Raw genomic sequence first — 12,978 nt, forward strand, 5'->3', positions numbered from 1 at the left:
CTTTCCGTTCTATAGGTGCTGTGGGGTGAAGTAATATTATGTCGGTATGGATCCTGTACGCTTTATAAATATTCACCAAAATAATAAAAAGACGATCAAATAGAATTCGATCGTCTATATATCCATAATACAAGCAATCCTATACAACAGTGAAAATTTCACTATCCGGAAATATCTCATGACCGTCAGGGAAAATCTCATGACCGTCAGGGAAAATCTCATGACCGTCAGGGAAAATCTCATGACCGTCAGGGAAAATTTCATGACCGTTCAGGGCTATCTCATGACCGTCAGGGAAAATCTCATGACCGTCAGGGAAAATTTCATGACCGTTCAGGGCTATCTCATGACCGTCAGGGAAAATCTCATGACCGTTTAGGGCAATCTCATAGAGAAGTGATCCACCGATATTTTCATCCTTAAATGATTCAAACGCTAGTAAATTATCGTTACCGACTGTGGAATTATCATTTGCAGGGGTGCTTATACCTACAAATAGTAATAATGAAGCAAATAATAATACAATCGAATTATAAATATTGTTTTTCATTTTAGTTCTCCTTATAGTAAATTTTTTTGTGCTGTATGGGCAATTTTATATAGCTTGACAGCTTCTTTATACTGAAAGTTTGATTCTAGACTTATTGCGAGTATTTCCGCGTATTCCATAACATAAATCCATTGGTTTTTTTTAGTGAAAAAGTCTATTACCTCTTTAATATACTGCCTGTTTTCAAAGATTGAGTCATTTATTTGTAATTCAAGCATGTTAAAATGGTGTTTATATTCTTCATCTTTTGAAAGTATACTTCTTGCTTTCTTTATCACCTCCTTCATTTCTTTGTGTTGTTTAATCTTTTTATATTCTCGGGCAAGGCAAAAGTAAGTTATTATAAGTCTATTAACACGGTACTCTGGGATATAATGTAAACTTTTGTGGTAATAGACAATTGCGTCTAGGGATTTATCTTGTAAGCTATAGAGGTACCCTAAGTTATGATTGATAATTCCTGTATAACTATCGTGATTAATTGCTTTTGCTATTTTAATCGCTTTTTCGTAATACTCAATTGCTTTACTGTAACTCTTTGTCCTGCCTTCATTTATCCCCAAAATTACATAAAGCTTAATTTGTTTTAAATGATCTAATATTTTATCAGCAATACGCAGGCTTTTTAAAGCGAATTCTTTTGTTCTATGCGTTTGGTGAAGTTTTCCATAACATAAAGAAAGATAGTAAAAGATATCACTTATTTCATAATCATAGGTGTCTGAATGTTTGGTGAAACTTTGAATCTTCTCTAAAGACTGCAAAAGTTGTTCCTCTGCTTCACAAAAATTACTTTGTACATAATACCCCATACCAGAAAAGTAATAATAAAAGAATAGTAAATCACTTGACATAGTAGATTGGTATTTTGTTAAAGCATGTAAAAGTGTATCAATTTTTGCAAATTCTTCTGTTTTAATAAAATACTTAATATTGAAGATTTTAAATTTTAAAGCTTGATACGAGTCTTTTTGAGAGATAAATAGACTATTAAGTTCTTCATATTCCTTATTCAAAATTTCCTTATCTGTATTTACTTTAAGTAATTCATACCAGTTTTCTATTTTTTTGCCTATTTCATTCTCATCAAAATTTCTTATAGTGTTTAAGGAAATCTTCATTCTTTCACACAACAACCGAAGAATGTCTTCGCTAGGTTCCATATTATTATTTTCTACTTTACTTAAATATGATGGGGAACATACTCCTTTGCAAAGCTCTTCTTGGGTTAAATTTGCATTAATTCTATAATATTTAATTCGGCTACCAATCATTATAATTCCTCCTTTTTCGACTTGAGAAAGTTTGTGAACAAAACATGTGTTTTTCCTTGTAAATTTATGTAATTTTCTCAATAGGATACAAATAAATACTGTGGTAGATTATTACTATAAACAAGTTATCAAACAGTGAAGTAGGCCCTACCAATTGTTTTCTTTATTTTAGATGCAAGGAGGTGTTAAATGTATAAAAATCTTTCGTATTTATTCTCTATATATGCTCTTAGCTCTGTTTCTACTTATGTTGCTTGGCAAATTTTAAAAAAGCGTAACAAAAAATTTATTAGTATTACATATGGAAGATCCTAGATATGCTGTCACCTTGTAGGTCATATTCCTTACCCACTAAATGTCTATATACGTGTTAAAAATACCATTAAACACCTCCGCAGATCATCAAGTAGGAAAGTTTTCAATTGTTTTAGGGCTTGTTTCTTAATGGAAATGGTATTATCACCCTATTTATTTCATATTTTGTAAATATTTATTTTTAATATTATCAATGTTTTGTCGCATTGTGTATTGAAATGTGTGAAAATTTACAATTTTTTTATTTTATCAACAGTTTTTTACACAATGAAATTTGTTGTCTCATAAGGAGAGGTTAAACATGTTGTTGACCGAGAAAAAAATACTAGTTACAGGAGGAAGCCGCGGCATTGGACGAGCTGTTACTTTATCCCTTATAGAGGCTGGTGCTAATGTAGTATTCACGTACAAAAACAATCATGACTTAGCCGAGCAACTATGTAATCAGGTGAACGTAGATTCACAGAGATTGTTTAGAATATCCGTAGATGCTGAAGATTTTGAAAAGGCACAGGAAACTGTCAAAAAAGCGAAAGAATTATTGGGTGGGTTAGACGGTTTGGTCATTAATGCGGGTATTAATAGAGATAAGCTCTTGTGGTCAATGTCAGAGAGTGATTGGGATGACGTAATTGCTACTAATCTAAAAGGCACATTTAACTATGCAAGAGCTGCTGCTTTTGGGTTTGTCAAACAAAAGAATGGAAGTATTGTATGTGTAAGTTCTGTGAGTGGATTATTTGGAGTTCCGGGTCAAACTAACTATTCTGCTACGAAGGCGGGACAGATCGGATTCGTACAGTCACTTTCAAAGGAAGTAGCAAAATATGGGGTTAATGTAAATGCTGTTGCACCAGGCTTTGTTGTTACAGATATGTGGGAGGCACTTGATGAAAAAAGGCAGGAGCAGATCCTAAAGGAGATACCATTAGGAAGACCGGCTACTGCAGAGGAAGTGGCAGAAGCTATTACATTTTTATTATCAAAGAATGCTAGTTATATTACTGGTCACACCTTAGTAATAGATGGCGGTCTAAGTGTATAAAAAATATTTCTATTAAACTAGGAGGAATTTTACATGGAAACAAACTTAAAGCAAGAACTAAGAAGAATTGTTGCGGATTTAATTGAGATAGAAGATTTTAGAGATGACGAAGATTTTATTTTAGACCTTGGAGTGGATTCCATGATGTCAATTGAAATTGTGGCTCAAATTGAGCAGAAATACAAAATTGATATTTCTGAACAGTATTTAAGTGAATTTCAAACACTCAATGATGTAGAGCGAATTGTTAAGGGATTGATGGAAGAACAACTGGATGTTAATGCTTCTGTGAGTGGAGTTGAAAAATGAAAAAGCGGATTGTAATCACTGGATTAGGTGTCCTTTCTCCAATAGGGGTAGGACACCAGAATTTTTGGCATGCCTTGATTACTGGAACTATTGGGACAAAAGAAATTACAGCATTTGATACATCCAAATTTAATGTAAATCGTGGTGGAGAAATAAAAAATTTTAGACCAGAAGATTATTTCACTAATTCAGATTATAGAGAAGCAGGAAGAACAACACAACTAGCCGTTGCTGCCGCTAAAATGGCATTTGAGGACGCGGGTTTGAATCAGGCGTCATATCCAGCTGAGGAGATTGGCGTGTGCATCGGTACTACTATGGGTAATACTGGCGTTTTAGAATTTGCTACTGATGCTTATTTGAATAATGAACCAGAGATAGTGGCACCTAATTTAATTCGTAATTTCCCAAATTCTTATATATCAGGAGCGGTCGCAAACGAAATAAATGCAGAAGGGCCGTGTATAACGATTCCCACTGCATGTGCTGCTGGTAATTATGCCATTACGTATGGACGAGATTTAATTGAAGATGGGGATGCCGAGGTTGTTTTAGTAGGAGGATCAGATGGACTATCTAGGGCTTGCTTTACTACTTTTCATAGATTAGGTGCTATTGCTCCTGAAATATGCCAGCCTTTTGATAAGAATCGAAAAGGAATGATGGTTAGTGAGGGTTCTGCTGTCATTGTGCTGGAAGAACGTGAGCGAGCAATTTCGAGAGGAGCAACAATATATGCAGAACTACTCGGATGTGGCTTATCGTGCGATGCACATCATCCTACGGCACCACATCCAAATGGGTTGGGTGCTATATCGGCCATCAGTAAAACCTTGAAAGATGCGGGAGTATCAAAAGATGCCATCTCTTATATAAGTGCCCACGGAACTGGGACAAAGGCAAATGATACTACTGAGTCAATTGCCATTAAAGAGGTATTTGGAGAAAACTGGGATAATATACCGGTTAGTTCAATTAAGGCAATGCTAGGCCATACGATGGGGGCTGCTAGTGCTATTGAGGCAGTTACATGTGCACTATCAATTTACCATAATATAATTCCACCTACTATGAACTTTGAAGAGCATGACCCCGATTGTATTCAAAATGTGGTCCCTAATGTGGCCATCTCGAAAAACGTGGAGTATACATTAAGCAACTCGTTTGCGTTTGGAGGAAACATATCGACTATTATTATGGGGGCTGTCAAGCATGCATAAGAATCAGGAATCGATCGTTATTACAGGAATGGGAATAGTTTCTCCACTTGGTATGAATATAGATTCTTTTTGGGATTCTTTAGAGAGTGGTATATCATCTCGTACAATCACGAAAATAGAAGATAAGTTTGGAAAAGAATATTCCTTTTGGACACATAAAATCAATGACTGGGACCAGCAGAGTTTACTTGGGAAAAGAGGCCTTCAATATTTGCAACCGAGTACACAGTATTTGCTTGGAGCCTCAATTTTAGCGTTAGACAATGCGGGATTGCCTATGGAAGAACTAGAATCAGAAGATCTGGGAGTAGTGATTGGAAGTAATTTTTCTGGCATGTATATGACTTGGGAATATGATTATACTGCTCAAACAAAGGGTCCTAAATATGTGAGCCCAATGCAAGCCCCAAATACGCTAGTTAATTCTCCAGCCTCACATTTGGCTTTAAAAATAAAATCAAAGGCTTCTAATACAACTATTTCATCAGGTCAGTGTGCAGGATTGGATGCAATCGGTTATGGTCTAAAACTATTGCAAAAAAATCAAGCCAAGTATGTATTAGTGGGGGGAACAGAGGAGATTAATGAATCTATCGCTTGGTATTACAAAAAATCTGGGCTTGTAACAGAAGAATTGGATCAGAACATGGGAAGACCATACGATGAAACTAGTGAGGGAGTAGTACCTGGAGAAGGAGCTGCTGTCTTAGTTATGGAACGTTATTCGGATGCAATACAGAGGAACGCTTCGATTCTAGCAGAGGTTAGTTCCTGGTCTAGTGCCTTTTCGAAGATGAGTGTATCTGAACGTGGGACTGGATTAGACAAAGCAATGAAAAAAGCACTTAAAAAAAGCGGGAATACACCAGGGGATGTTAAATTGATTCTTTCTGGTGCAAATGGACTTCGAACGCTAGATTCTTCAGAAGAAGTTTCTATTTATAATATGTTTTCGGAAAATTCCGTACCTGTCAGTAGTATAAAAAGTGTACTTGGTGAACTTAGTGGAGCGAATGGCGTTTTTCAAATGGCTGCTGCGATAGGAGTCCTAAGCAGAAATAAACTACCGGTATTACATCTAAATGAAACAAATCACTGGGAAACTTCAAAGGGTGATTGCATCCTATTAACAGAGCAAGATTTATTCGGATCTTCAAGTGCGGTCGTTGTAAAGAGTGTATGACTTCTGCACTCTTTCTTTTACATTGGGGGAGAATTGAAATGAAAAAAGAATATTTTTTTGATGAAATTAAAGCACTATTACCTCAAAAATATCCCTTTATTTTTATTGATAGAATTCAGGAGGTTTATCCAAGGGAAAAAATTATTTGTTTAAAAAATATTTCGGGGAATGAGTGGATGTTTCCAGGTCACTTCCCAGAAAAGTCCATTTTTCCAGGTGTGCTGATAATTGAGGCTATAGCTCAGGCAAGTATATTACTTTTTAAAATTGGGCAAGAATCGTCAGAAAAAGAAGAGAATGGAGAAATATTTCTATTAACAAATGTAAAGTCACGCTTTCTCGATACCATAACTCCAGGTGACCAAGTCATATTCACCTGTGAGGTGATTAAAATGTATGAATCCGCCGGAATGATAAAAGCTACAGCAATGGTAGAAGGGAAAATTGTTGCTAAGGCTGATTTGACATTTGCGATCAAACGATAAAACAAAATCATAGATTGGCATATTGATTGTAGTGGAAAGGGTGAAAGAAGTGGAAACGAAAAACTTGCTTCATTTGCTAGAACGTAACCTAGATGAAGGGAAACGGGGGATTACGTTTATTAGTAACAAACAAGATCATGAAATTACATATTCTGAACTCTATCAGAAATCTTTGCAAATCTTAGGTTACCTTCAAAAAAAGGGTTTAAAGCCCGGGGCTGAGGTAGTGTTACAAACAAACGAAGTAAGTGTATTTATTCATATGTTTTGGTCATGTATTATGGGTGGCTTTATTCCAATTCCTCTAACAGCGGGAAATACGAGTGAGCATAAATCCAAATTAATTAAAGTTTGGAAACAGTTAAATGATCCCTATTTATTCGTAGACCAAAAGTCTTCTAGAATACTGAATAGTTTGTCAAGTGTCCCGTCATTTGATGCTGACAGCAATACAATTAAGGACAAGAGGATAAATTACGAGGAAGCAGACTGTTTTACGAGTAATGGAATACAGCATTATGCAAATCCTGATGAAATTGCATTTATTCAGTTTTCCTCAGGCTCTACTGGAGACCCTAAAGGGGTTATGCTAACACATGAAAACGTGTTAACCAATCTTGAAGGCATTGTAGATGCGGATCCTTATCGGTGGGCAGGTGACACATTTTTTAGTTGGATGCCTTTAACTCATGATCTTGGTTTGATTGGATTTCACTTGGCTCCAGTAGCTGCAAAAATTCATCATTACCTGATGCCAACCAATCTGTTCATCCGCTCCCCTCAAATCTGGCTTGACAAAGTTCATCAGTATCGAGCTTCAGTTCTTTCCTCTCCGAACTTTGGATATAAATTTGTAATTGATCGGTTAAAGCCAGAAAACAAAGCTGGATTGGATTTATCAAGTGTTCGAAAAATTATTAATGGAGCAGAGCCAATCTCGTATGATATTTCGAAACAATTTTTGGAAGAATTTCAACCCTATGGGTTAAAACAAGATGTGATGGTTCCTTCGTATGGCATGGCAGAAGCTGCAGTTGGAGTGACATTTCCAGTAGAAAATGACGGTTTTTATCCTATTTATATAGATCGTTCTTCATTAAAGGTAAAAGAGAATATTAAAGAGCTTTCCTCTCAAATAGGAAATACAGCCATTTTCGTTAGCTTAGGTAAAGCGATAAAAGGGACCATGATTCGGATATGTGATGAAGAGTGTAATGACCTTGGTGAAAATAAAGTAGGTCAAGTCCATATCAAGGGTAAGAATGTTACAAAAGGATACTATAACAATCCTAAAGCAACAGAAAATGCCATCACATATGATGGGTGGTTAGTAACAGGGGATTTGGGCTTTTTGAAAAACGGTGAATTAATCATTACGGGCAGGGAAAAGGATATTATTTTTATTAATGGACAAAACTATTATCCTCATGACATTGAGAGGGTTGCAGAGGGTATTGAAGGGATAGACTTAGGAAAAGTTGTGGTTTGTGGTGCTTTTAATAAGGAATTGCAAAGTGAGGAAGTAATCGTTTTTGTTATACATAGGGGATCTATAGAAGATTTCGCACCAATCGCTTCCCAGTTAAGGATACATCTTAATCGAGAATTGGCGATAAATATTGCCAGCGTTCTTCCTATAAAGAAGATACCAAGAACTACTAGTGGTAAGGTTCAAAGATATATTTTATCTCAGGAATATGAGGATGGAAAGTTTTCTTCCTTACAATCAAAAGTCAATCTGATTTTGAATGAGGAAAGAGAAGCCCGTTACATTTATTTTCCTCAAAATGAAATTGAGTTTGAGCTTGTTACATACTTCAAAAAAACCCTAGGCTTAGACCAAATTAGTATATATGATCATTTTTTTGAAATGGGAGGAAACTCTCTAAAGGCTAGTCAGCTTCTCGGTTTAATTATAAAAAAATTTCAAATTGAAATTACTTTTGAAGAATTATTTTCCTTGCCAACGGTGAAGAAATTAGCAGAATATATTCAGAAATCAGCAGAAAAAAAAGATGGTTTGTCAGTTATATCACCTATAAATGAAATGGAAAATTTTCCAATTACCCCTATGCAAAAGAAAATATACTTTATGCAGTATTACCAAGACATTGGGACTACTTATAATGTATCGGTAGCATTAAAAATCTCTGGTAAATTTAATAAAGAACAGGCTCAGATGGCGTTCCAAATGCTTGTTAATCGACATGAATCATTACGAACAAACTTTACTACTAAGCAGGGTGATATAAAGCAAATTGTTCGTCCTTCTTTGAAAGTAAATTTGGAGACAATACATTCTGTGGAAGAAAAACAATTAGGTAGTCAATTCATACGACCCTTTAACCTTGAGTCCGATCCATTAATAAGAATGGCCATTAGTGAAGTGAGCGAGAATGAACATATATTACTCCTTGATACTCACCACATTGTGGTGGATCGGATATCTATCAACATTTTACTTCATGAATTTACCTCTTTATACGAAGGGAAAGATGTGCCTTCTTTGTCAGTACAATATAAGGATTTTGCAGTGTGGCAGGAAAGACAAAAAGAATCAAAATCTTATACAGAACATAAAGAGTACTGGAGAAGTCTATTAGAAGGAGATCTTCCTATTTTAGAATTCCCTACGGATTATAGCAGGGCGAAAATCCAAAATTTTAAGGGAGCAGTTATGCCCTTTGCCGTGAATGGATCATTGTTGGAAGATTTGAGAAAGCTTGCAAACGAAAAGGATACAACCTTATATATGGTTCTTCTTGCAGCCTTCCAAGTTCTTTTATTTAAATATTCAGGTCAAGAAGACATCATTGTGGGTACTCCTGTAGCTGGAAGGTATCACCCAGACATAGAAAATGTCGTGGGAATGTTTGTAAACACTTTACCACTTAGAAGTTTTCCAGAATCAAAGAAGTCGTTTATCAGCTTTCTGAATGAGACAAAGAAGCAAATAGTAAATGCATTAAAACATCAAAGTTATCATACGGAAGAATTACTAAATGATTTGTCTTTAATTAAAGATCCTAGCAGGAACCCACTGTTTGATATGGTGTTTGTTATGCAGAATATGGAGTCAGGTGCTTTAGACATTGATGGATTGGACATTAAAGAGATTCCTATTTTTTCAGATTCTGCAAAATTCGATTTAACACTCGAAGCAATTGAAACAGATGATAACATTGCTTTTAATGTCGAGTATTGCAGTGATTTATTTAAGCCAAGTACGATAAGAAGATTTATTGATCACTACAGAACACTTTTAAATGAAATTATAAATCACCCTAGCAAATTATTGTCGAATATAAATATCCTAAGTGAAAAAGAGAGAGTAGATGTACTATATCATTTCAACAACACTGCAAGAGCATTTCCTAAGCAAAAGACAATCCACCAACTTTTTGAGGAAAAGGTACAGAAAACACCAAATGCGATAGCATTGCTTTTTGAAAATAAAAAAATGACTTATTACGAACTCAACAAAATGGCAAATGATGTAGCAGCAACCCTAACTCAAGAAGGGATAGGACATGGTGATTACGTTGGTGTTTTCCTAAATCGAGGATTCGAAATGGTAGTAGGAGTTTTGGGGATTCTAAAAGCAGGATCAGCATACGTGCCTTTAGATCCTAGCCTCCCAAAAATGCGATTCGAGCACATCACAAATAGCTTGAAAATCAAAGCACTGATTATCAATGAGAAACAGAGAAGAAGAGCAGTGGACTTACTAGAAGGGCACAAGCATTTAGCCTTGTTAATTGATCCTTACCAGTTGCCACAAAATAAAAACTCAGGTGAAATCCCCTCAATTAGGGTAAATTCAGAAGATAACGCCTATGTTATTTTTACTTCTGGATCTACAGGAGTTCCTAATGGTGTAAGGGTTACGCATAGGTCAGTAGTAAATCTTATTGATTGGGTAAACCGTGAGTTCAGTATTGGCCCTGCAGATCGAGTACTATTCCTTACTTCACTTAGCTTTGATTTATCTGTTTACGATATTTTTGGAATGCTTGCAGCTGGAGGCTCTATTAGAATTGTACCGGATGAGGAATTACGTAATCCAGTGAAATTATTAGAGTGGCTTACAACTGAACCTATTACGTTGTGGGATTCTGCACCAGCTGCATTTGGACAAATTGTTCCATTTCTTCATAATGCCAGGGCAGAAAATAGTAAACTCAGATATGTTTTCCTGAGTGGGGACTGGATTCCATTGGCTACTCCACAGAGTATTGAGGGTGCATTTCCATCTGCAAAGTTAATAAGCTTAGGAGGGGCAACTGAAGCTACTGTATGGTCAAACTTTTATCCGGTGGACAAGTTAAAGTCTGATTGGAAAAGCATCCCTTATGGTAAGCCTATTCAAAATGCCCAATATTATATACTCAACAAAGACCTTCAGCCATGTCCAATTGGTGTGCCTGGGGAACTGTATATAGCGGGGGAGTGCTTATCTGAGGGTTATATCAATTCTCCACAATTAAATAATGCTCGTTTTCTTACAAATCCATTTGTCGATTCTCCGTCAGCAAAAATCTATAAAACAGGAGACAAGGCAAGATGGTACGAAGATGGAAATATTGAATTTTTAGGAAGATTAGACTTTCAGGTGAAAATCAGAGGTTATCGAATTGAGTTAGGAGAAATTCAATCAGTATTATCAAAGCATGATGCGATTAAAGAAGCCTATGTAATAACTAAAGAAAATAAGCTTGGAGAAAATGCCTTATGTGCATACATTTTATCTGATATAAGGATCCAACCTTCTGAATTAAGAGGTTATCTGGCGGAAAAAATTCCTGAATATATGATTCCATCTTATTTTATTGTTTTAGATAAATTACCAGTAACATCAAACGGAAAACTGGATAGAAAAGCATTGCCTGAACCAGATTCTTCAATTGATTTAGGGCAACAATATGTGCCACCGAAAAATAAAACAGAGGAAATTCTTGTTTCAATTTGGGAGGAACTTTTAGGGATAGAAAAAATCGGGACACATGACAATTTCTTTGCCTTAGGAGGAGACTCCATTAAGGCAATTCAAGCTGCGGCGCGTCTCGATAAATATCATTTAAAAATGGAAATTAACGATCTTTTTAAGTACCCTACAATCTCAGCCATAAGTGCTCATGTTAAGAAGAATATAAGAGACGTTGATCAAGGAACAGTTGAAGGGGATGTGCATTTATCACCAGTTCAGAGTTGGTTTTTTGAACAAGAGTTTGAAGATAATTTCCATTTTAATCAAGCTTTTTTAATAAAAGCAAAGAATGGTTTAGATACGAAAAAGGTCCAACAAGTTTTTGATCGCCTTTTAGAGCACCATGATGCTCTTCGAATTGGTATTCGTGCAACAAATGATGGCATAAAATTGTTTAATCATGGGTTGTCAGTAAAGGCTCCAAAAATTGCAGTTTATGATTTCACTACTGAAATTGATTCAGAGATGCTTATTACGAAAGAGGCAGAGAAGCTACAAAGGAAAATTAATCTCAGCCACCCGCCATACATGAAGTTAGCTCAGTTTAACACGACAGAGGGTGCCTATCTTCTTATTGTTTTCCACCACCTTATTATAGATGGAGTATCATGGAGGATTTTGTTTGAGGATTTTGTTAATGGGTACAAAAATATAGTGTCTGAGAAAGACATTATATTCCCGCCAAAAATGGATTCATTCCAAGTATGGACCAATCAGCTCAATGAATATAGGAAGAGTAAGGAGCTAGAAGCAGAACTCCCTTATTGGAATGAATTAAAGAGTTATAAAACAATACCATTACCAAAAGAAGTCCATGAAAGTACGATTAAAAATGATTCTGCCAATACCATTGGATTCCGTCTTGATGATAGGAATACAGAGAACCTTGTGAAACAGGCAGGTCAAGCATTTAATACCGATGTGGAGACAATCCTGTTAACGGCGCTAAGCTTATCCATATATGATTGGATATCGCATTCTAACGTATTAGTAACCTTAGAGGGACATGGACGTGAAGCTATTTTCGAAGACATGAAAATTGATAGAACCATTGGTTGGTTTACATCAATGTACCCGTTGCTTCTTAAAACCGACCCAAATAAGGGGCTTGGTTATCAGATTAAACAAGTAAAGGAACAGCTAATGAAGGTACCAAATGGTGGAATTGGTTACGGATTATTAGAATATGATTCTGTTGCACCTTATGAAAAAAATTCTAAAATCGATATTCAACCAGAAATTAGCTTTAACTATCTAGGACAATTTGATCACGAGCTTGACGGGGAAGCTATCACTTTATCTGATTTGTCCATAGGTGACATGGTAAGCCCTAATGCTAGAAAAGTGTATTCATTGAATTTTAATAGTTATGTAAAACAGAATCAATTCGTTTTGTTGTTAGAATACAGCAATAATGAGTACTTGGATTCAACAATGGAATGGTTCATTGACCATTATAAACAGCATCTATTAAACCTAATTGATTACTGTATAAATGTAGAACCTGAAATAACACCAAGTGACCTTACTTTTAAAGATTTCGATATTGATGAACTCGAAGAATTTATCAAAGAAGTTGCTATAGGACTTGTTGATGAGGAGTAACTAAT

At 35.7% G+C, this 12,978-nt stretch carries 8 protein-coding genes; 6 read left to right on the forward strand and 2 right to left on the reverse strand.

Annotated elements, in window-relative coordinates; translation table 11 throughout:
• Positions 1 to 139: 139 nt before the first annotated feature.
• The gene (locus FSZ17_RS07050; RefSeq protein ID WP_146846408.1) at positions 140 to 550 is read right to left on the reverse strand and encodes a hypothetical protein; all 411 of its coding nucleotides are present in this window, start codon (positions 548 to 550) and stop codon (positions 140 to 142) included.
• A gap of 11 nt (positions 551 to 561) precedes the next feature.
• A complete protein-coding gene (locus FSZ17_RS07055; RefSeq protein WP_057776650.1) occupies positions 562 to 1,824 on the reverse strand; it encodes a helix-turn-helix transcriptional regulator in 1,263 nt (420 codons plus the stop codon).
• Positions 1,825 to 2,440: 616 nt separating this feature from the next.
• Here FSZ17_RS07055 and fabG point away from each other — a divergent pair.
• The 6 genes from fabG to FSZ17_RS07085 are packed head-to-tail and all read left to right on the forward strand — an operon-like array spanning position 2,441 to position 12,973.
• Positions 2,441 to 3,184 (forward strand): 3-oxoacyl-ACP reductase FabG, encoded by a 744-nt coding sequence (gene fabG, locus FSZ17_RS07060; protein ID WP_057776649.1) that lies wholly within the window; start codon positions 2,441 to 2,443, stop codon positions 3,182 to 3,184.
• Positions 3,185 to 3,217: 33 nt separating this feature from the next.
• On the forward strand, positions 3,218 to 3,493 hold the full coding sequence (locus FSZ17_RS07065) for an acyl carrier protein (protein WP_057776648.1): 276 nt from the start codon (positions 3,218 to 3,220) through the stop codon (positions 3,491 to 3,493).
• The gene (locus FSZ17_RS07070; protein WP_057776647.1) at positions 3,490 to 4,713 is read left to right on the forward strand and encodes a beta-ketoacyl-[acyl-carrier-protein] synthase family protein; all 1,224 of its coding nucleotides are present in this window, start codon (positions 3,490 to 3,492) and stop codon (positions 4,711 to 4,713) included. Before FSZ17_RS07065 ends, FSZ17_RS07070 begins: the two co-directional genes overlap by 4 nt.
• Positions 4,706 to 5,896 carry a beta-ketoacyl-[acyl-carrier-protein] synthase family protein gene (locus tag FSZ17_RS07075; protein ID WP_057776646.1) on the forward strand — a complete coding sequence of 397 codons (1,191 nt, stop codon included), beginning with the start codon at positions 4,706 to 4,708 and terminating at the stop codon, positions 5,894 to 5,896. The genes FSZ17_RS07070 and FSZ17_RS07075 overlap by 8 nt, the downstream gene beginning before the upstream one ends.
• A gap of 38 nt (positions 5,897 to 5,934) precedes the next feature.
• On the forward strand, positions 5,935 to 6,381 hold the full coding sequence (gene fabZ / locus FSZ17_RS07080) for a 3-hydroxyacyl-ACP dehydratase FabZ (protein WP_057776645.1): 447 nt from the start codon (positions 5,935 to 5,937) through the stop codon (positions 6,379 to 6,381).
• Positions 6,382 to 6,430: 49 nt separating this feature from the next.
• The gene (locus tag FSZ17_RS07085; RefSeq protein WP_057776644.1) at positions 6,431 to 12,973 is read left to right on the forward strand and encodes a non-ribosomal peptide synthetase; all 6,543 of its coding nucleotides are present in this window, start codon (positions 6,431 to 6,433) and stop codon (positions 12,971 to 12,973) included.
• Positions 12,974 to 12,978: the final 5 nt, after the last annotated feature.

Origin of the sequence: Cytobacillus dafuensis (genome assembly GCF_007995155.1) — a bacterium.
In the GTDB taxonomy this organism is placed as follows: Bacteria; Bacillota; Bacilli; order Bacillales; family Cytobacillaceae; genus Cytobacillus; species Cytobacillus dafuensis.

Excerpts from the sequence above, each read along its gene's own strand:
- FSZ17_RS07050 (WP_146846408.1), bottom strand. The coding sequence starts at position 550 with ATGAAAAACAATATTTATAATTCGATTGTATTATTATTTGCTTCATTA.
- FSZ17_RS07055 (WP_057776650.1), bottom strand. The coding sequence starts at position 1,824 with ATGATTGGTAGCCGAATTAAATATTATAGAATTAATGCAAATTTAACC.
- fabG (WP_057776649.1), top strand. The coding sequence starts at position 2,441 with ATGTTGTTGACCGAGAAAAAAATACTAGTTACAGGAGGAAGCCGCGGC.
- FSZ17_RS07065 (WP_057776648.1), top strand. The coding sequence starts at position 3,218 with ATGGAAACAAACTTAAAGCAAGAACTAAGAAGAATTGTTGCGGATTTA.
- FSZ17_RS07070 (WP_057776647.1), top strand. The coding sequence starts at position 3,490 with ATGAAAAAGCGGATTGTAATCACTGGATTAGGTGTCCTTTCTCCAATA.
- FSZ17_RS07075 (WP_057776646.1), top strand. The coding sequence starts at position 4,706 with ATGCATAAGAATCAGGAATCGATCGTTATTACAGGAATGGGAATAGTT.
- fabZ (WP_057776645.1), top strand. The coding sequence starts at position 5,935 with ATGAAAAAAGAATATTTTTTTGATGAAATTAAAGCACTATTACCTCAA.